Genomic DNA, 16976 nt, shown 5'->3' with positions numbered 1-16976 from the left:
TGTCCGCTGCCCCTTGCAGGCCCCCGAAGGCAACACTAAGACTCATGTAACTTCTCATCGGGTATGGTCCCGGTTCACACCAAAGCAGGCAGGTTCCGAATGTTCGATCCAGTTGACACCTACATGAATACGCTCGTCCCGATGGTCGTTGAGCAGACCAGCCGCGGCGAAAGGGCCTATGACATCTTCTCGCGCCTGCTGAAGGAGCGGATCATCTTCATCAATGGCCCGATCCATGACGGGATGAGCCACCTGATCGTAGCGCAGCTTCTGCATCTGGAAGCCGAAAATCCGAACAAGGAAATCTCGATCTACATCAACTCGCCCGGCGGTGTCGTGACCAGCGGTCTGTCGATCTACGACACAATGCAGTACATCAAGCCAAAATGTTCGACATTGGTGATCGGCCAGGCGGCCTCGATGGGGTCGGTCCTTCTGGCGGGTGGAGAGAAGGGGATGCGCTTCTCGCTGCCAAACAGCCGCATCATGGTGCACCAGCCCAGCGGCGGCTACCAGGGTCAAGCCAGCGACATCATGATTCACGCGGCCGAAACGCAGAAGCTGAAGGATCGTTTGTACGATATCTATGCCAAGCATACCGGACAGTCGAAAAAGGCCATTGAAAAGGCTTTGGACCGTGACAATTTCATGAGCCCGGAAGAAGCAAAAGAGTGGGGCCATATCGACGAGATCGTCGAAAGCCGCTCCAAATCCGAACCGACCGAAGCGTGATGCGGAAACCCCGCACCCACGGGTGCGGGGTGCGATTTTGACATTGTAGCTGCCCCGGTGCTGGCCTAAGCTGCACGGACAGGCGGCAAGCGCGGTCCGGATCCGGGCCGCAGGGATGGAGCCCGAAAGGTAGAACATGGCGACGAATTCAGGCGGCGACAGCAAGAACACGCTCTACTGCAGCTTCTGTGGAAAAAGCCAGCATGAGGTGCGTAAGCTTATTGCTGGACCGACCGTGTTCATCTGTGATGAATGCGTCGAACTGTGCATGGACATCATCCGCGAGGAAACCAAAGCCAGCGGACTGAAATCCTCGGACGGTGTGCCCACCCCCAAAGATATCTGCGAGGTGTTGGACGACTATGTCATCGGCCAGGCTCGGGCCAAGCGTGTCCTGTCGGTTGCCGTGCACAACCACTACAAACGTCTGAACCACGCGCAGAAGGCCGGTGGTGACATCGAGTTGGCCAAGTCGAACATTCTGCTGATTGGTCCGACCGGGTGCGGCAAAACCTTGCTGGCGCAGACGCTCGCGCGGATTCTGGACGTGCCGTTCACGATGGCTGACGCGACCACGCTGACCGAAGCCGGTTACGTGGGCGAGGATGTCGAGAACATCATCCTCAAGCTGTTGCAGGCCAGCGAATACAATGTCGAGCGCGCCCAGCGCGGCATCGTCTATATCGACGAGGTCGACAAGATCACTCGTAAATCCGAAAACCCCTCGATCACCCGCGACGTGTCGGGCGAGGGTGTGCAGCAGGCCCTGCTGAAGCTGATGGAAGGAACCGTGGCCAGCGTTCCGCCGCAGGGCGGGCGCAAGCACCCGCAGCAGGAATTCCTGCAGGTGGACACCACCAACATCCTGTTCATCTGCGGCGGCGCTTTTGCAGGTCTGGACAAGATCATCGCGCAGCGCGGCAAAGGCTCGGCTATGGGTTTTGGCGCCGATGTGCGTGACAATGACGAACGCGGCGTGGGCGAGATCTTTCAGGATCTCGAGCCCGAGGATCTGCTGAAATTCGGGTTGATCCCGGAATTCGTTGGACGTCTGCCGGTGCTGGCAACGCTTGAGGACCTGGATGAGGACGCGCTTGTCACCATCCTGACCAAGCCCAAGAACGCGCTGGTCAAGCAATACCAGCGTTTGTTCGAGTTGGAGAACGTCGAACTGGACTTTACCGACGACGCGCTTGCGGCGATTGCCAAAAAGGCGATCGAACGCAAGACCGGTGCCCGCGGCCTGCGTTCCATCCTGGAAGACATTCTTTTGGACACGATGTTCGAACTGCCGGGCATGAAGAACGTGACCAAGGTGGTCGTTAACGAAGAGGCCGTGACGTCGGACGCGCAGCCGCTGATCATCTATGCGGATGCCGCGCCGGAATCGGCATCTGCCGGCTGAACTGTTTGAAATTTAATGCAGATACGGCGCGGCAAAGTCCGCGCCGTTTTCATGTGAGGGCGTCATGACGATCCAACGTATTTCCTCGAGCGGTGAGTTCGAAGCCAAGGTCGGCTACTGCCGAGCCGTTGTCGCGGGCGGCTGGGTCCATGTTGCCGGAACGGTCGGGCAGGGCGAAGGCGTCGTCGAACAATGCCGCTCGGCGCTGACGATCATAGGCAACGCCTTGGCAGAGGCGGGCGCCTCTTTTGCCGACGTGGTGCGCGTGACTTACATGCTGCCCGATCGCCGCGAATTTGAAGCGTGCTGGCCGGTCCTGGCCGAGACGTTCGGTGCCAACCCGCCTGTTGCGACGATGATCGAATGCGGCTTGATTGATCCAAAATACCGAATCGAAATCGAGGTCACCGCATTCTTGCCCAAGTAATGGGTGCGCTCTTTGTGGCTCTGGACCTCTGCTCGGCTTTGGTCCATATCTGCATGGACAGAAATGCCGGAGGCAGCCGATGGGAATCCTGAACACTCTTTTGCGGGCCGTGACCTGGTGGAACGGGGCCACTCTGAACACGCAGATCTACACTGCGCGCAAAGGTATCAAGGTGGGTGAGGACGATCAGGGCAACGTGTTTTATCGCAACGCCGATGACAGCAAACGGTGGGTAATTTTCAATGGAGAGGCCGAGGCTAGCCGGATCGACCCGGAATGGCACGGCTGGTTGCACCGCACCTGGGATGAGCCTCCGACCGACAAGCCACTGCCACACAAGGCGTGGGAAAAGCCGCATCAGGAAAATCTGACGGGCACCGCGATGGCCTATGTGCCAGCGGGGTCCCTGCGCCGTCCCGACCCGATCGAGCGCAAGGACTACGAAGCCTGGAGCCCGGAATAAGCGAGATCCACATGTCGACCCACAACATGACCGAAGTTCTTGTCGGCGGTGTCGTGCTGGCCAGTGCATTGGCGTTTGGCGTGTATGCCAGCCAGTCCACGGGCTGGTCGCGCGAAAACGGGGGCTATCACCTTGAGGCGTCCTTTCGGTCGCTTGAGGGTGTGGCGGTGGGCACGGATGTGCGCCTCGCGGGTGTAAAGATCGGCACCGTGACCGATGTAGAGTTGAACCCTGAAACCTACCGTGCCGATACGACGATTTCGGTTGCCGAAAACATCCAGATTCCGGATGACAGCGCGATCGTGATCTCGTCCGAAGGCCTTCTGGGGGGCAACTTCGTCGAGGTCATGCCCGGCGGCTCTCCGTTCTATTTTGAGCCGGGCGATCAGATTGAAGACACGCAAGGAGCCGTCAGCCTGATCTCGTTGCTGGTCAAGTTTGTGGCCGGGGATGGCAGCGAATGATGCGTGCCGCCCTGATGGCGCTGCTGTTGGCCGCGACGACGGCCGGCGCGCAGCAGAAGGTTTCCTCGGGGCCGGGGGCCATGCTGCGTGGGCTGGACAAGGTCAGCGGTCAGACGGTGGACGTGCAGGTGCCGACCGGTGATACGGTCGAAATTTTTGGCTTGGATGTCGCTCTGGGTGATTGCCGGTATCCGTCTGAAAACCCGACCGGTGACGCGTTTGCCTATCTTACGATTTGGGAAAAGGGAAAGGCCGACCAGCTGTTCGACGGCTGGATGATCGCCACGTCCCCGGCGCTCAACGCCCTGGATCACTCGCGCTACGACGTCTGGGTGATCCGCTGTATCACCCCCTGAGGGGTCTGACACACCTCGGCGGTGAAATCTGCGCTGGCAGCAGTGGCCTGATCCAGAAGTTGGCGGTATTGCTGTCTGGGGATTTCGATCGCCCCCAACGAAGCCAAATGTGCCGTCAGAAATTGTGTGTCGAACAGTTGAAAGCCTGTCTGGCGCAAGCGGTCGACCAGATAGGCGAGCGCAATTTTTGACGCATCGGTACGGCGCGAAAACATGCTTTCCCCGAAAAATGCCGCCCCCAGCGCAACGCCATAGACGCCCCCGACAAGCTCCTCGCCCTCCCAAACCTCAAGTGAATGGGCGCGGCCCGAGCGGTGCAGTTGCGCATAGAGCCTGCGCAGTTCGTCATTGATCCAGGTGTCCGCCCGGTCCGCGCATCCGTCTACGACAGCTGCAAAATCCCGGTTTATGGTCACGGAGAACCCGCAGTTCCGGATGCGCCGCGCAAGGCTGCGGGAGATGTGAAACCCGTCCAACGGGAATACACCCCGCAGCTCTGGATCGACCCAGAAAAGATCCGGGTCGTTCCTGTGTTCGGCCATCGGGAAGATTCCGATGGAATAACCGTGCAACAGCAAATCAGGCGTCAGGCCCATGGCTCACACCGCGGCGACAAGCCCGAGAGCGCGTGCTCTCGCGGCTTGGTCGATACTAGGCCATGTTCTCCGCAAGCCAGTGCTCCAGCCAGTGGATGTTGTAATCGCCGCTGTGGATGTCGGGTTCCTGCAGAAGTGCGTGAAACAGGGGAACCGTCGTGTCCACACCGTCCACGATCAATTCACCCAAGGCCCGATTCAACCGCGCCAGCGCTTCGGGTCGGTCGCGCCCGTGCACGATCAGCTTGCCGATCAACGAGTCGTAGTAGGGTGGGATCGAATACCCGTTGTACAGCGCCGAATCCATCCGGACACCCAGGCCGCCCGGTGCGTGATACGCCGTGATCTTGCCCGGGCAGGGCGCGAAGTTCGGCAGCTTTTCGGCGTTGATCCGAACTTCGATCGCGTGGCCGTTGATCTCCAGATCATCCTGGCCGAACGACATCGGTTCTCCGGCCGCAACAAGGATCTGCTCGCGAACAAGGTCGACGCCGAAAATGCCTTCGGTCACAGGGTGTTCGACCTGCAGGCGGGTGTTCATCTCAATGAAATAGAACTCGCCATTTTCATACAGGAACTCGATCGTGCCCGCGCCGATATAGTTGATCTTGGCGACCGCATCCGCGCAGACCTTGCCGATTTGGGCGCGTTCCTCAGGAGTGATGCAGGGGCCCGGAGCCTCTTCGAATACTTTCTGGTGACGGCGCTGCAGCGAACAGTCGCGCTCAGCCAGGTGGACCGCATTGCCCTTGCCGTCGCCGAAGACCTGAATCTCGATGTGGCGGGGCGTGGTCAGGTATTTCTCGATATAGACTTCGTCATTGCCGAACGCGGCTTTGCCCTCGGCCCGCGCAGTCATGAAGGCGCTTTCCATTTCGGCCGCGGTCTGCGCGACTTTCATGCCGCGTCCACCGCCACCGGCGGTGGCCTTGATGATGACCGGATAGCCGATCTCTTCACCGATGCGCTTGGCCGACTCAAGATCCGGAACGCCGCCGTCCGAGCCCGGTACGCAGGGAACGCCCAGCTCTTTCATGGTGTCTTTGGCGGTGATCTTGTCGCCCATGATGCGGATGTGTTCCGCGGTAGGGCCGATGAACGTGATGCCGTGGTCTTCGACGATCTGAACGAACTCGGCATTTTCGGACAGAAAGCCATAGCCGGGGTGGATCGCCTGGGCGCCGGTGATTTCACAGGCCGAGATGATCGCGGGCATCGAGAGATAGCTCTGGGGGCCGGGTGCCGGTCCGATACACACGGACTCGTCAGCCATGCGCACGTGCATGGCGTCACTGTCAGCGGTCGAGTGCACGGCAACCGTCGCAATCCCCATCTCGCGCGCGGCGCGGATCACACGCAGGGCGATCTCGCCTCGGTTGGCAATCAGGATCTTGTCGAACATGGGCCCGCCTTACTCGATGATGACCAGAGGAGTGCCGAATTCGACAGCGTCGCCATCCCCGACCAGGATCCGCTTGACGGTGCCGGATTTGGGCGCGTGGATGTGGTTCATGGTCTTCATCGCTTCGACGATCAGCAGCGTGTCGCCTTCGGAAACAGATGCGCCAACGGCAATGAACGGGGACGCGCCGGGTTCCGGCTGCATATAGACGGTACCAACCATGGGCGAGGTCACCGCGCCAGGGTGGCTCGCCGGGTCCTCGACGGCAGCGGGTGCTTCGGCGGGGGCAGCAGCGGGTGCTGCGACAGGTGCCGGCGCGGCAGCGGGTGCCGGGACGGCAACTTGCACAGGCGCGGCTGTCGGGCTTACTCGGCTGACCCGGACGTTCAGGCTGTCTTCTTCGCCATATTCCCGTTTCACCTGCAACTCAGTCAGGTCGTTTTCGCGCAAGAGTTCGGCCAGTGCCTTGATGAACGTCACATCCGCTTCGTGTCTGTTGTCTGTCATGAGTGTCCTCGAAGGTTCCCCTTTGGCCCGTCTATCTGCGCGGGCTCTGGTCAATTACGCTGCGTTATAAGGCAACCGCGCGGCCATGAAAAGCGCCGACTGGGGCCGTTCGGCCCCGGTTTCTGCGTTATCGGCAGGGTCCACGACGGTCAGAGCGGCGTGCCGGACAGTTTGGCGACCAGTTCCGGCAGCTTGCGCGCGCCGAATTTCTCGAGCAGCCGGGCGCGGTAGGCTTCGATGGTCCGGTAGCTGAGCCCCAGTTCGACGCCTATTTCCTTGGCCGACAGGCCGCGACAGGACAGGATCGCGACTTCACGTTCGCGTTTGGTCAATTCGACCAGTGGGCGTTCCTCGGAAATGTCGGAGAAGCTCCAGATTCCATGGCGGAATGGGTCATCGGGTGTCAGCGACCGGCCGCGCGCGCGACACCAGAACAAGTCGCCGTTGCGGCGGCGCATGACCCGCTCGTCCGTGTAGTAGCCGGTGTCCCGCATGACCTGAAGACTTCGTGCACCAATTCTCTCCCAATCGGCAACGGATGGGTACAGGTGCAGCAAAGGCAGGTTGCGGTAGTCGGATTCGTTGCCCCCGAATGTCCGGGCAAACTGCAAATTGCACCGCCGGATGATGCGGTTTTCAAGCTCGACAAGCCCGATAGGTGCGTATTCGAAGGCCGGATCACTCATTTGCCTATCGTGCCGCCAATTCGGCCGGAATTGAAGAGGGCATTGCAGCACAGGATTGCTTTGGCGTCCGAAAGCGATCAGAGCCCGGTGAAAGCCACGACATTGTCAATGTTGTAAAACTGCTTTGAGAAGGGCGGCGTAAATCATATAAATACATGAAGTATTCAGAAAATACGGGGTTGTTTCGAGGGCAACTCGAACACGTTTCGGCGGGGGCATCATGCGTGATTCATTGACGGGCAGCCGTATCCGCGAAAGGCGGCAAATCTCGGGCTTGCGTCAGGCCCAGCTGGCGCGTCAGGTCGGCATTTCAGCGTCATATCTGAACTTGATCGAGCACAATCGGCGGCGCATCGGGGGCAAACTGCTGGTCGATATCGCTTCGGCTTTGTCCGTTGAGCCTTCGGTTTTGACACAGGGGGTCGAGGCGACGCTGATCGCGGCTCTTCGTGAGGCGGCGGCGGATGCGGTCGGCCAAAAGGCCGAAGTTGAGGCGCTGGATGAATTCGCCGGCCGGTTTCCCGGCTGGGCCGCTGTACTGGCACAGATGCATCGTCGGGTGGTTTCGCTGGAACGTACCGTGGAAACCCTGTCAGACCGGCTGACCCATGACCCGCACCTTGCGGCATCCATGCACGAAGTCCTGTCCGCCGCAGCAGCGATTCGGTCGACAGCCGCCATCCTGGCCGAACCGGGCGAGATCGAGGCCGAGTGGCGCGACAGATTCCACCGAAACTTGCACCAGGATGCCGAACGTCTGGCTGAAAGCTCAAAAGCTCTGGTCGCCTTTTTGGACGAAAGCGAGGACACCGGCGAACGGCGCGGGTTGCCGATGGAGGAGGTCGAGGCATTTCTGGAGAAGCGCGGGTTTCATTTGCCGGAACTTGAGACTGGACAGGACCCGGTATCCCTCGCGCAGGCCGAGATGGCCTCTTCCGCCTCAAGATCTGTCGCGCGTCAGGTGCTCGACGCCTATGCGGCGGATTCCCGGGCCATGCCGCTGGAGGCGGTTTCGCAGGCACTGGAGGTCGAAGGCGTTGATCCCCTGCGTCTTGCCGCACGGTTTTCGGTTGACCTGCCGACAGTCCTGCGACGGCTTGCGTTTCTGCCCGAGGATGTCATGCCGCGTCCGGCCGGTTTGGTCATATGCGATTCATCGGGAAGCATTTTGCTGTTCAAGCCGGTCCCCGGTTTCGCAATGCCGCGCCACGGCGAAGCCTGTCCTTTGTGGCCGGTCTTCAGCGCGCTGAACCGGCCCCTTGTGCCGATCCGAAAACGTGTGACCCTGTTGGGCCGGACGCCGGCGGATTTCGACTGCTTTGCAATCGCCTGGCCTCAGCCCGTCAGCGCCTTCGGTCAGGAACCTGTGTACAGATCGGCGATGCTGGTGCTGCCGGTAGAAGAGCCCGGCGTGGCCACCGACTTGCCGGTACAGGTCGGCACAAGCTGCAGGATCTGCCCCCGAAAGCCGTGCGACTCCCGGCGGGAGCCGTCGATTTTGAGTGAAGGTTTTTGACAGTTTCCTGACACAGCGATTAATCTGCACTTGGCAGGTGGCTGGAGGTGCGACCGGTCTTGGGGAGGAAGTGAACATATGAGCCGCAAGGTTCTGTTGATCGAGGATGAACCGAACATCACGGAGGCAATCAGGTTTCTGCTGACCCGCGAAGGGTGGCAGGTCGAAACCCATGCCGAAGGTGAAAACGCGGTTCAAACGATACTGTCTGCGCAGCCTGATCTGGTCATTCTGGATGTGATGCTGCCCGGCAAGAGCGGTATGGATGTTCTGCGCGAATTGCGCGAGCACGAGGAGATGCGCGCCCTGCCTGTTCTGATGCTGACCGCTCGCGGTCAGTCGCGGGACCGCGAGATGGCGGAAAAAGCAGGCGTCAGCCGGTTCATGACGAAACCGTTCTCGAATACCGAAGTGCTGACGGCTGTGCGTGATTTGCACGCGCAGGCGTCACAGTCATGAACACACCGGAAAACGAGCCAGCCCGCCCGACAGGCCCGCGTCCGTCGGTGTTTTTGGAACGGCAGAGTTACCGCCGCCGAAGGCTGGCCGATGCGGCCCGAATGCTGCCCTTTGTCGGCGCGGGCCTGATCTGCATCCCGCTGCTGTGGCCGGATCCGGGGCCGGAAAACTCTGGCATCCCATTGTCGTCAGCCATTCTTTATATCTTTTCATGCTGGGCCGCCCTGATCGTGGTCAGCCTTCTGTTCGGTTTTGCTGCCCGGCGGATGTCGTCCTCGGAAGGGTCCGCGGCAGAGAGTGAGCAATGGCCACGCTGAATGTCCTGATCCTTGTTTGCCTGGGCTACGTCGTGCTTTTGTTCGGCGTTGCGTTTGCAGCCGATCGAATGGCCGCAGCGGGGCGAGGCAAATGGCTGCGGTCACCGTTGATCTACACGCTGTCTTTGTCGATCTACTGCACGGCCTGGACCTTCTATGGCGCGGTCGGCAATGCGGCCCGGTCCGGTCTGGAATTCGTGACGATCTACCTCGGGCCGACCTTGGTGATGATCAGCTGGTGGTGGGGGCTGCGCAAGCTGGTGCGGGTGGGTCGCAGCCAGAGGGTGACTTCGGTCGCCGACTTGATCTCATCGCGCTATGGCAAGTCGAACACCTTGGCCATTTGCGTGACCATCCTCGCCGTGCTGGGGGGCACTCCGTATATCGCGCTGCAACTCCAGTCGATAACGCTGTCTTTCTCGATTTTCGCCGAAGCCGACCCTTCGGGCCTTTACCGCGAGGGCGCCAGCGTATTCTGGGTGGCCGCGGGTCTGGCCGTGTTTGCCATTCTGTTCGGCACCCGGAACCTTGATGCCAATGAACGGCACCATGGCGTGGTGACCGCCATCGCGTTGGAATCCGTCGTCAAACTGTTCGCTCTGTTGGCGGTGGGCATCTTTGTCGTCTGGGGGGTGGCCGGAGGCGTCACGCCTATGATGGAGCGGATCGACGCGTCGGAAATCGGGCGTTGGAACGTGGATACCGGACGTTGGATGGCCATTACCTTCCTGTCGGCGGCTGCTTTTGTCTGCTTGCCGCGGATGTTTCAGGTCATGGTCGTCGAGAACGATGACGAAAGTCACCTGAGAACGGCGGCCTGGGCGTTCCCGCTCTACCTTCTTTTGATGAGCCTTTTCGTGGTTCCCATTGCGGTCGTCGGGCTGGATCTGCTGCCGGCCGGGTCAAATCCGGACCTATTTGTGCTGACGGTTCCTCTGTCACAGGGAAATGACTGGCTGGCGATGCTGTCTTTCATCGGCGGTTTTTCGTCTGCCACGTCGATGGTCATCGTGACGGCGATGGCCTTGTCGACCATGGTCTCGAACCACGTCGTGATGCCGATCTGGCTGAATACACGCGAGAACGCCAGTTCCATGTCAGGCGATGTGCGAAACGTGGTGCTGATGGCGCGCCGGGTTTCGATTGCCGCCATCATGGCCTTGGGGTTCTTCTACTATCGTATGTCCGGTGGCGGCGCCGCGCTGGCCTCGATCGGCTTGGTGGCATTTGCGGGTGTGTCGCAGATTCTGCCGGCTCTGGTCGGCGGCCTGTTCTGGCGCGGGGCGACACGGACAGGTGCCCTTGTTGGGCTGAGCGTGGGGTTCTTCCTTTGGATCTACACGCTGTTACTGCCGGGAATGGGCGGTAATGTCATGTCCGCCTCGGTCATTGAAAACGGTCCTTTCGGTCTGGGGTGGCTGCGTCCGCAGGCGTTGTTCGGCCTTGATGGTTTGGACCCGATGACCCACACGGTGCTTTGGTCGCTGTCACTGAACACGTTGGCCTTTTGCCTCGCGTCTCTCCTGAGCTTTCCCAGCCCGCTTGAACGGTTGCAGGGGGCGCAGTTCGTCAACGTCTTTGATCATTCTGTCGCGCCCGGGGGGTGGACGGGATCCGTTGCCCAGAGTGAAGACCTGATGATCATGACCCAACGGATCCTCGGGGCCGGTCCCGCTCAGGATTTCTTTCAGGCCGAGGCGGAAAAGCAGGGCGTGCGCGGGCGCTGGCCAGAACCTACGCCGGGTTTTCTGGAACGGCTGGAACGCGAATTGAGCGGCTCGGTCGGCGCGGCCACGGCTCATGCCATGATCGGGCAGATCGTCGGAGGTTCGTCCGTTTCGGTCGAGGATCTGTTGGCGGTGGCCGACGAATCCGCGCAATTGCTGGAATACTCCAGCCAGCTTGAGGCCAAGTCGGCCGAACTGAGCCGTACGGCCCGCAAACTGCGCGAGGCCAACGAAAAACTGACCCAGATCTCGCGTCAGAAAGATGCCTTCCTGGGGCAGGTCAGCCACGAGTTGCGCACTCCGATGACGTCCATTCGTGCCTTTTCGGAGATCATGCGGGACACTGACGGGCTGAGCGCTGAGGATTCTCGGCGTTATGCGACAATCATCCATGACGAAGCGCTGCGCCTGACGCGGCTGCTGGATGACCTGTTGGACCTGAGCGTTCTGGAAAACGGTCAGGTCAGCTTGAATATGGGTGATGCCAGCTTGCGGACGGTTCTGGATCGGGCCGTTTCAACGACTATGGCCGGGGCAGACAGCCCTTTGACCATTCTCCGCAATCTGTCTGCCGAGCGCATCGCGTTGCATTCCGATCTGGATCGCCTGGGGCAGGTCTTCATCAATCTGATTTCGAACGCACAGAAGTACTGTGACGCGCCCGAGCCGGTCCTGACGATTTCAGCCCATGATGTCGGCGGCCAGGCGGTGATCGACTTTGTCGACAACGGCAGCGGTATCCCGCCGGACGCCCAGTCGATGATCTTTGAGAAATTCGCGCGGGTCGGATTTGACAAGGCGGGCGGTGCAGGTCTTGGACTGGCTATTTGCCGTGAGATCATGCACCGGCTTGGGGGAGAAATCACCTATCTGCCCGGGCAGGGCGGCGCAGCGTTCCGCGTGAGCCTGCCATTGCCTCACCGGCAGGCCGCTCAGTAACGGGCAAGTAAAGGTATTCGTAACGAACAATGGGCTAGACCAGTAGCGAGCAGAATCGAAACTGGCGGACCGTTGCGATGTCAAAGACTGTCAGCGCGGCCTTGGCGCGCAAATTGTCGGCAGGACAAGAGGGGGCGGGTAGCAAATCCCGGGCGCTGCTGCGGGCATTGCGCCTTGCGATTGCCCGCGCCGCGGTCGAACGATTCAAGCTGTCAGCATCTGTCATTGGCGCGAAACAGGCCAGAAGATGCCAGGAAGTCGTCACGAGCGGGCTGGAAGACGGTCAGATGTTTCTGCTGTTCGCGACCAAAGAGCGCAGGGTAGCCAGTGTTGTCTTGGACGTCGGTTTGGTCTCGGCGGTCATCCAGAAGCAGACAATGGGCGAAGTATTCCCGGACCCGCCCCAGCCTCGCGCCCTCACCGACACCGATGCGGCAATGGTGGTCCCGTTGGTCGAGGACATGCTGGAACGGGCCCGGAAACTGGTCGATGATCAAAGCGATGCAGCCCGCCTGAACGGATATGAGTTCGCTTCACGGGCGGTCGATCGGCGGACGCTTTCTTTGGCAGTGGTCGAGGACGGGTATGATGCGTTCGAGTTCAAGGTTGAACTCGAGGGCGGTGTACGGCAGGGAACGGTCCTCATCCTGCTGCCGGAAATTTCAGTGGCCGAGGGGCAGGACGTGCACGCAGATTTGGAACCGCTGAAGACGCTGTCGCAAGCCGCAGGCGTGGTTCGGGCCGAACTCAACGCGGTGATTTGTCGGATGCATCTCCCGCTGACAACGCTGTCGGAGCTGGGCATCGGGGATCTGCTGCCACTTGCGGGAGCGCGACTTGATCGGATCGACATTGCCGCGATTGATCGGACCCAGGCCACTACGGGACGTCTGGGCCAATGTGGCGGTCAACGGGCCGTGCGTATCAACGAGTTTCTGCAGCCAACTGCCCCAACACGACCCGAAGCGCAGAGCTTTGTCGAGCACAAGCGAAGGGACGCGCCGGCTGAAATAGCAGATGTTGATTTGTCGCGTCAGGACGCTGTTGCCCAAGACCGATCGCATGCGCAATCCGCAGTGGATGAAGACTTCGCGCAAACAAGCACCGACCGCCTCGCGTCCGAAATATCCGAATTGGCGGGTCTTCCGACTCTTGCGGAACGACCCAACGACTGACGTTTGAAATCAGGTGCTCGCAGCCCGCATCTGCAGCAATGCCGGGCGCAGACCGTCCAGCGCGTAGCCCGCCTTTGCCGTGGCTTCGAGTATTTCATCGGGGCTCATTGTGTCGCACTGCCCAAGGGCCCAAACGACGGAACAGCGGGTGCCCGAGGCACAGTAGGCAAGAACCGGGCCTTCGCAAGACTCGGCAAGGTCGCGCTGCCGTGCCACGTTCTCGGGCGTCATGGTTTGGTGCGTCAGTTCAAGCACCTCAAACTCGAGACCCGCATCCCGCACGGCCTGGCCGATTGCCTCTGATTGCATGGCCGCAGGCACTTCGACATTCGGCCGGTTGCAGATGACCTTGACGAAGCCGGCGTCAACGATGGCGGGCACATCCTCGACCGTGATCTGCGGCGAGACGAAATAGCGGGGCGTGATCTGTCGAATCTCCATGCCGATTTCTTAGGTCGCAGAGTCAGCCCTGTCCAGTTCCACGGCGTGACCGTTCTTGCGCAATGCGGTTTCTTCCGCTGCGGCTTTTGCGGATTGATGTCTGTCAAGGCAGTTTGGTCGAAATCAGGTTAATATTCGATCGACTCGCGGCCCAGCGCCGGCCGCCGGATAGAGCGCGGGCGATTTCTTGCTGGGTTTGGGCGGGTCCTGTGTTGGTCTCAGTCCTGTTACCTATATCAGGCAGGATGGCAGCATTTGGGAGGATGGACATGACCACGAACGAGCTATATTTCGAAGCCGAGCGGCTAGAGCGGAAACTGCACGGGGCAAACCTCGAGACCCGGCTGGCACTGCAGCCCAGCGTCACCAAGGTGATTGAACGCATGCGCGCTCAAGGCATGAGCGTACCATCGCGCTTCAGACGTCTGGACGCTGCCTTGATCGAAGATGCGGTTGAAGCTCAGTTCGACAATATGCCGATCTGACACCGGCGGTCAGCCGAACGATATGCCAAGGATAACCAGCATCAGTCCTATGACGGACAGAAACAGCGCGCCCATGTTCCAAGGCAGCACCCGCTGAACGGCAGCCCGCAATTGGTCGTCAGTCAAGCCTGACCGACGAGCCTTCATCACGCGCAGAATGCACCAGACCAATCCTGCCAGCCCGGCCAATGACAGGCTGGCGCCTCCCCAGATGAACACGTCGAACATTGCGCCCCGCATCGTTCAGTTTCGCTGCCGATGCGCTTAGCGGATCGTTGCCGGCGGCACAAGGCAAGCAGCCCCATTGTTCGCTTGCGGCTGACCCGCCGGCACGGTATCCGACATGTTGCCCGTGACCCCGGCTAAAGAGATTTCCACTTGGGAGAGACGCATATGGAAGACATAACCGAAGACCAGGCCGCTGCGAACTACCGCGTGACCGCAGGCGAGCTGCGCCAGTTCATCGAACGGTTCGAACGTCTGGAGGCCGAAAAGAAAGACATCGCTGACCAGCAGAAGGAAGTGATGGCTGAGGCCAAGGCACGTGGCTACGACACCAAGGTGATGCGCAAGGTTATCGCGCTGCGCAAGCGTGACAAAGACGATATCGCCGAAGAAGAAGCGGTGTTGGAAATGTACAAGGAAGCCCTAGGCATGTAAGCCTCGGGCCTTCTGAGGCTTCGGTCAGTGACCCAGAAACCGCACGCCCGGCATTTTCTTGAGCCGTTCCAGATCCTGTGTGTAAAGCTCGGAAAACGCCGCGTGGATTTCGGCGCTCCACCCGGGGAAGTCCAGTTCCTCCTCGATTCTGTCCGGCAAGGCGTGCTGCGAAAAGACGGCGGCGAGGCGGTCTTGCAGGAGGGCCGGGTCCGTGTGCCCGACTTGCTGTTGGATCTCTTCAATCTCCCGCTTGCCGTCTGCGTCAACCAGCGAGGATAGCAGCGAGAACTCCTCGGTCAGCGGTATGTCGGCGCTCAGACCGCACAGGCTGCGGATAATGTCCCCCCAGATCAGCGGGCACTCCTCATTGGCCCAGACCGTAATGGAAACGGCGGGGGCAAGATCGTGAATATCCTCGATAAGGGTCAGCCAACTCAGGCAGCTCAGGTCCGTTGACGCCAGAATGCTCTCGCGGGTTTCGTCCGGCAATGCCATCAATACCTTGGGTATGAAGCTGCCCGGATTTTGCAGCCCGATAAACAATTCGACCTCGTGTCCTTCGAAAGCCTGATCCAGCAAGGCCAGCCGACGACCTGCATGGGGGAAGAATTGGCCGTCCTTTATGGCGCTGTTCAGTTCTCCGATGAAGTCCACAGTGCTCATGACCACCCGGCCGGTTTCCGGATCATCAGGAATTTGGGCTTTCAAATGCTCGAAGGCAGCTGGGGTCAGCTTGCCTTCGTCCAATGCATTCAGCGGCGTTTTGAATGCCTTCCGGAACCTGCGCGGACCAAACAGCACAATGCCGTTTTCCTGCAATACACTGGCATTCGCCTGAAGCGATTTGAGCAGGAGCCCCCCGTCTGAAAAAACCACACCGGAGTGAATGGCCACATGCATGTCGACCGCTGTCCTTGCCCTTCGATTGAATACGTTTCGGGGTTACAGGTTGAACGATAGACAGTCAAACCTGCCATTCTTTCGCAATGATAAAGATTGCCTGAGAACGTCGAAACTTGATTGTGGTCAACAGGACAGCGCCAGGAACAACCGGGTCGAGATGCCTCGCAACCACCGTTGCGGTGTACCGATCTGCGGCGTCTGTGTTGCAGATGATCGAGGCGATTTGATGTGGCGCCGATTTTCCGCATGTTGTTGCACAATTCCGTCGCAAACCCGCTTGCCTTTATTGAGGCTTTCACCTAATCACAGCGCCATCGGCTCAATGGGATTACTTGTCATTCGATAGCCATGTAATCACAGTGGGTTGAAAAGGTAGGAGTGGTTGCCCGTTCTTGCCTTCGCCTGCAAAGGTATCTGAAAGCGTAATGCTTGCCCCTATAGCTCAGCTGGTAGAGCAACTGATTTGTAATCAGTAGGTCCGCGGTTCGAGTCCGTGTGGGGGCACCATTAAAATCAATAGGTTAGACGAAAAATCCCCGCCTGTCTGACGGGGATTTCTGCTCAGGGTAACGGCTGGGGTAACGTGGGGCCGTGAAAAGGTCGTACGCGGTCAGTGCGACTTCTCTGCCGCCTGTTTACGCATGCGCGTTTCCAGCCTGTCCAAGTCGTCGCTCAGTTTGTTGGCCAGATCCAGAGCAACTCGCGTGACGGCGATTCTGCCGCCAGCACATTGGTCCTCGCTGTCCAAGAATGAAATTGTTTCGAGAAGCCCAGCCAAGTGTACGGCGTCATCCTGGCAATCTGCGAGGCTCTTAGTCCGGACTTCAGGCCGCAAGGTATCATTCGCCAAAATGGCGTTAGAGTTGGTCATTGCCATTTTCTCCATGTAGATTTATCGTAACGAGGTAACGATAACTTGGGGCGCAGGGCATTGCAACTAAAATCAGAACAGGGTTACGAAGTGACTGCTGTGCAATCAAAAATGGCGCGCGCGGCCACCGGTCTGGGTGTTCGGGATTTAGCTAAGGCCGCAGGTGTTTCTCCGGACACAATTGCTCGCTTGGAGCGCGGCGAAGAGTTGAGGCCCGCCACGGTGGCCGCGATACGTGAAGCCCTTGAGGTTGCAGGGGTGGAGTTTATTCCCGAGAATGGTGGCGGGGCAGGAGTGAGGTTGAGGAAGTGAGTATTCTGGAAATTGCCGACGGGCTTGTCTGACGTCAGCGCCAATGGGACAGTTTAGGGTGATTTGATAAGAGAGGGTTTCTGGCACATCGTAACCACCAAGGAGTGGAGATGAGACAGAAACCCGGAACCAA

Annotated in this window: 22 protein-coding genes and 1 tRNA gene; 15 read left to right on the top strand and 8 right to left on the bottom strand. The window is 59.7% G+C overall.

The genetic code is table 11. The features are described 5' to 3' along the window. Positions 1–99: 99 nt before the first annotated feature. The 6 genes from ACR0BA_RS14815 (at position 100) to ACR0BA_RS14790 (ending at position 3847) form a co-directional block, all read left to right on the top strand. Positions 100–732: an ATP-dependent Clp protease proteolytic subunit gene (locus ACR0BA_RS14815; protein WP_093962686.1), complete on the top strand. Its 633-nt coding sequence runs from the start codon at positions 100–102 to the stop codon at positions 730–732. A gap of 136 nt (positions 733–868) precedes the next feature. After that, positions 869–2137, top strand: coding sequence for an ATP-dependent Clp protease ATP-binding subunit ClpX (gene clpX / locus ACR0BA_RS14810; RefSeq protein ID WP_170337591.1), 1269 nt, complete (start codon positions 869–871; stop codon positions 2135–2137). A 64-nt stretch (positions 2138–2201) separates the two neighbouring features. Further along, the gene (locus ACR0BA_RS14805; protein WP_480728666.1) at positions 2202–2564 is read left to right on the top strand and encodes a RidA family protein; all 363 of its coding nucleotides are present in this window, start codon (positions 2202–2204) and stop codon (positions 2562–2564) included. 79 nt (positions 2565–2643) lie between these two features. Beyond that, positions 2644–3027 (top strand): NADH:ubiquinone oxidoreductase subunit NDUFA12, encoded by a 384-nt coding sequence (locus ACR0BA_RS14800; protein WP_093962683.1) that lies wholly within the window; start codon positions 2644–2646, stop codon positions 3025–3027. A gap of 11 nt (positions 3028–3038) precedes the next feature. After that, positions 3039–3491, top strand: a complete 453-nt coding sequence (mlaD, locus tag ACR0BA_RS14795; protein WP_093962682.1) for an outer membrane lipid asymmetry maintenance protein MlaD — start codon at positions 3039–3041, stop codon at positions 3489–3491. Further along, positions 3488–3847, top strand: coding sequence for a DUF2155 domain-containing protein (locus tag ACR0BA_RS14790; RefSeq protein WP_170337593.1), 360 nt, complete (start codon positions 3488–3490; stop codon positions 3845–3847). The genes mlaD and ACR0BA_RS14790 overlap by 4 nt, the downstream gene beginning before the upstream one ends. Here ACR0BA_RS14790 and aat read toward each other — a convergent pair. The 4 genes from aat to ACR0BA_RS14770 all read right to left on the bottom strand — a co-directional run bounded on the left by aat (position 3811) and on the right by ACR0BA_RS14770 (position 7038). Continuing rightward, the gene (gene aat / locus ACR0BA_RS14785) at positions 3811–4443 is read right to left on the bottom strand and encodes a leucyl/phenylalanyl-tRNA--protein transferase (RefSeq protein ID WP_480728664.1); all 633 of its coding nucleotides are present in this window, start codon (positions 4441–4443) and stop codon (positions 3811–3813) included. The two genes, ACR0BA_RS14790 and aat, sit on opposite strands and share 37 nt — an antisense overlap. Positions 4444–4498: 55 nt before the next feature. Next, positions 4499–5845 (bottom strand): acetyl-CoA carboxylase biotin carboxylase subunit, encoded by a 1347-nt coding sequence (gene accC, locus ACR0BA_RS14780; protein ID WP_170358311.1) that lies wholly within the window; start codon positions 5843–5845, stop codon positions 4499–4501. 9 nt (positions 5846–5854) lie between these two features. Next, positions 5855–6352 carry an acetyl-CoA carboxylase biotin carboxyl carrier protein gene (accB, locus tag ACR0BA_RS14775; protein WP_170337596.1) on the bottom strand — a complete coding sequence of 166 codons (498 nt, stop codon included), beginning with the start codon at positions 6350–6352 and terminating at the stop codon, positions 5855–5857. A 149-nt stretch (positions 6353–6501) separates the two neighbouring features. Further along, positions 6502–7038 carry a LuxR C-terminal-related transcriptional regulator gene (locus tag ACR0BA_RS14770; RefSeq protein WP_093962677.1) on the bottom strand — a complete coding sequence of 179 codons (537 nt, stop codon included), beginning with the start codon at positions 7036–7038 and terminating at the stop codon, positions 6502–6504. 220 nt (positions 7039–7258) lie between these two features. On the opposite strand from ACR0BA_RS14770, the gene ACR0BA_RS14765 reads away from it, so the two are divergent. The 5 genes from ACR0BA_RS14765 to ACR0BA_RS14745 all read left to right on the top strand — a co-directional run bounded on the left by ACR0BA_RS14765 (position 7259) and on the right by ACR0BA_RS14745 (position 13171). Next, complete coding sequence (locus ACR0BA_RS14765; protein WP_480728662.1) at positions 7259–8554, top strand: helix-turn-helix domain-containing protein; 1296 nt, start codon at positions 7259–7261, stop codon at positions 8552–8554. A 78-nt stretch (positions 8555–8632) separates the two neighbouring features. Beyond that, positions 8633–9013, top strand: coding sequence for a response regulator transcription factor (locus ACR0BA_RS14760; RefSeq protein WP_093962675.1), 381 nt, complete (start codon positions 8633–8635; stop codon positions 9011–9013). Further along, positions 9010–9330 carry a hypothetical protein gene (locus ACR0BA_RS14755; protein WP_480728660.1) on the top strand — a complete coding sequence of 107 codons (321 nt, stop codon included), beginning with the start codon at positions 9010–9012 and terminating at the stop codon, positions 9328–9330. The genes ACR0BA_RS14760 and ACR0BA_RS14755 overlap by 4 nt, the downstream gene beginning before the upstream one ends. Continuing rightward, positions 9318–11996 carry an ATP-binding protein gene (locus ACR0BA_RS14750; RefSeq protein ID WP_480728658.1) on the top strand — a complete coding sequence of 893 codons (2679 nt, stop codon included), beginning with the start codon at positions 9318–9320 and terminating at the stop codon, positions 11994–11996. The genes ACR0BA_RS14755 and ACR0BA_RS14750 overlap by 13 nt, the downstream gene beginning before the upstream one ends. A gap of 77 nt (positions 11997–12073) precedes the next feature. Next, positions 12074–13171, top strand: a complete 1098-nt coding sequence (locus ACR0BA_RS14745; RefSeq protein WP_480728656.1) for a FliM/FliN family flagellar motor C-terminal domain-containing protein — start codon at positions 12074–12076, stop codon at positions 13169–13171. A 9-nt stretch (positions 13172–13180) separates the two neighbouring features. On the opposite strand, the gene ACR0BA_RS14740 is transcribed toward ACR0BA_RS14745, so the two are convergent. After that, on the bottom strand, positions 13181–13612 hold the full coding sequence (locus tag ACR0BA_RS14740) for a protein tyrosine phosphatase family protein (protein WP_170538979.1): 432 nt from the start codon (positions 13610–13612) through the stop codon (positions 13181–13183). Between the two features lie 269 nt (positions 13613–13881). Here ACR0BA_RS14740 and ACR0BA_RS14735 point away from each other — a divergent pair, with 269 nt between their 5' ends. Continuing rightward, positions 13882–14097 (top strand): hypothetical protein, encoded by a 216-nt coding sequence (locus ACR0BA_RS14735; protein ID WP_170337604.1) that lies wholly within the window; start codon positions 13882–13884, stop codon positions 14095–14097. A gap of 9 nt (positions 14098–14106) precedes the next feature. Here ACR0BA_RS14735 and ACR0BA_RS14730 read toward each other — a convergent pair whose 3' ends face one another. Beyond that, positions 14107–14325, bottom strand: coding sequence for a hypothetical protein (locus tag ACR0BA_RS14730; RefSeq protein ID WP_480728914.1), 219 nt, complete (start codon positions 14323–14325; stop codon positions 14107–14109). Positions 14326–14490: 165 nt separating this feature from the next. Between ACR0BA_RS14730 and ACR0BA_RS14725 the strand changes: the two genes are divergently transcribed. After that, positions 14491–14757: a DUF2312 domain-containing protein gene (locus tag ACR0BA_RS14725; protein WP_480728654.1), complete on the top strand. Its 267-nt coding sequence runs from the start codon at positions 14491–14493 to the stop codon at positions 14755–14757. Positions 14758–14781: 24 nt separating this feature from the next. On the opposite strand, the gene ACR0BA_RS14720 is transcribed toward ACR0BA_RS14725, so the two are convergent. After that, positions 14782–15657, bottom strand: coding sequence for a hypothetical protein (locus tag ACR0BA_RS14720; RefSeq protein ID WP_480728652.1), 876 nt, complete (start codon positions 15655–15657; stop codon positions 14782–14784). Positions 15658–16091: 434 nt separating this feature from the next. Here ACR0BA_RS14720 and ACR0BA_RS14715 point away from each other — a divergent pair. Next, positions 16092–16167, top strand: a tRNA-Thr gene (locus ACR0BA_RS14715). Positions 16168–16270: 103 nt separating this feature from the next. Here the strand turns inward: ACR0BA_RS14715 and ACR0BA_RS14710 are convergent. Continuing rightward, entirely contained in the window at positions 16271–16531 is a 261-nt protein-coding gene (locus tag ACR0BA_RS14710) for a hypothetical protein (protein WP_480728650.1), read from the bottom strand. A gap of 111 nt (positions 16532–16642) precedes the next feature. Here ACR0BA_RS14710 and ACR0BA_RS14705 point away from each other — a divergent pair, with 111 nt between their 5' ends. After that, a complete protein-coding gene (locus tag ACR0BA_RS14705) occupies positions 16643–16843 on the top strand; it encodes a helix-turn-helix domain-containing protein (protein WP_480728912.1) in 201 nt (66 codons plus the stop codon). The last annotated feature ends 133 nt before the right edge of the window (positions 16844–16976 follow it).

Source organism: Ruegeria sp. CI5, assembly GCF_056536885.1.
The sequence above is the reverse complement of the archived record's forward strand: the minus strand, read 5'-3'. Positions and strand labels throughout refer to the sequence as shown.

Bases quoted from the DNA above. Each gene is read 5' to 3' on its own strand.
- ACR0BA_RS14815 (WP_093962686.1), top strand. From the start codon at position 100: ATGTTCGATCCAGTTGACACCTACATGAATACGCTCGTCCCGATGGTC.
- clpX (WP_170337591.1), top strand. From the start codon at position 869: ATGGCGACGAATTCAGGCGGCGACAGCAAGAACACGCTCTACTGCAGC.
- ACR0BA_RS14805 (WP_480728666.1), top strand. From the start codon at position 2,202: ATGACGATCCAACGTATTTCCTCGAGCGGTGAGTTCGAAGCCAAGGTC.
- ACR0BA_RS14800 (WP_093962683.1), top strand. From the start codon at position 2,644: ATGGGAATCCTGAACACTCTTTTGCGGGCCGTGACCTGGTGGAACGGG.
- mlaD (WP_093962682.1), top strand. From the start codon at position 3,039: ATGTCGACCCACAACATGACCGAAGTTCTTGTCGGCGGTGTCGTGCTG.
- ACR0BA_RS14790 (WP_170337593.1), top strand. From the start codon at position 3,488: ATGATGCGTGCCGCCCTGATGGCGCTGCTGTTGGCCGCGACGACGGCC.
- aat (WP_480728664.1), bottom strand. From the start codon at position 4,443: ATGGGCCTGACGCCTGATTTGCTGTTGCACGGTTATTCCATCGGAATC.
- accC (WP_170358311.1), bottom strand. From the start codon at position 5,845: ATGTTCGACAAGATCCTGATTGCCAACCGAGGCGAGATCGCCCTGCGT.
- accB (WP_170337596.1), bottom strand. From the start codon at position 6,352: ATGACAGACAACAGACACGAAGCGGATGTGACGTTCATCAAGGCACTG.
- ACR0BA_RS14770 (WP_093962677.1), bottom strand. From the start codon at position 7,038: ATGAGTGATCCGGCCTTCGAATACGCACCTATCGGGCTTGTCGAGCTT.
- ACR0BA_RS14765 (WP_480728662.1), top strand. From the start codon at position 7,259: ATGCGTGATTCATTGACGGGCAGCCGTATCCGCGAAAGGCGGCAAATC.
- ACR0BA_RS14760 (WP_093962675.1), top strand. From the start codon at position 8,633: ATGAGCCGCAAGGTTCTGTTGATCGAGGATGAACCGAACATCACGGAG.
- ACR0BA_RS14755 (WP_480728660.1), top strand. From the start codon at position 9,010: ATGAACACACCGGAAAACGAGCCAGCCCGCCCGACAGGCCCGCGTCCG.
- ACR0BA_RS14750 (WP_480728658.1), top strand. From the start codon at position 9,318: ATGGCCACGCTGAATGTCCTGATCCTTGTTTGCCTGGGCTACGTCGTG.
- ACR0BA_RS14745 (WP_480728656.1), top strand. From the start codon at position 12,074: ATGTCAAAGACTGTCAGCGCGGCCTTGGCGCGCAAATTGTCGGCAGGA.
- ACR0BA_RS14740 (WP_170538979.1), bottom strand. From the start codon at position 13,612: ATGGAGATTCGACAGATCACGCCCCGCTATTTCGTCTCGCCGCAGATC.
- ACR0BA_RS14735 (WP_170337604.1), top strand. From the start codon at position 13,882: ATGACCACGAACGAGCTATATTTCGAAGCCGAGCGGCTAGAGCGGAAA.
- ACR0BA_RS14730 (WP_480728914.1), bottom strand. From the start codon at position 14,325: ATGTTCGACGTGTTCATCTGGGGAGGCGCCAGCCTGTCATTGGCCGGG.
- ACR0BA_RS14725 (WP_480728654.1), top strand. From the start codon at position 14,491: ATGGAAGACATAACCGAAGACCAGGCCGCTGCGAACTACCGCGTGACC.
- ACR0BA_RS14720 (WP_480728652.1), bottom strand. From the start codon at position 15,657: ATGCATGTGGCCATTCACTCCGGTGTGGTTTTTTCAGACGGGGGGCTC.
- ACR0BA_RS14710 (WP_480728650.1), bottom strand. From the start codon at position 16,531: ATGACCAACTCTAACGCCATTTTGGCGAATGATACCTTGCGGCCTGAA.
- ACR0BA_RS14705 (WP_480728912.1), top strand. From the start codon at position 16,643: ATGGCGCGCGCGGCCACCGGTCTGGGTGTTCGGGATTTAGCTAAGGCC.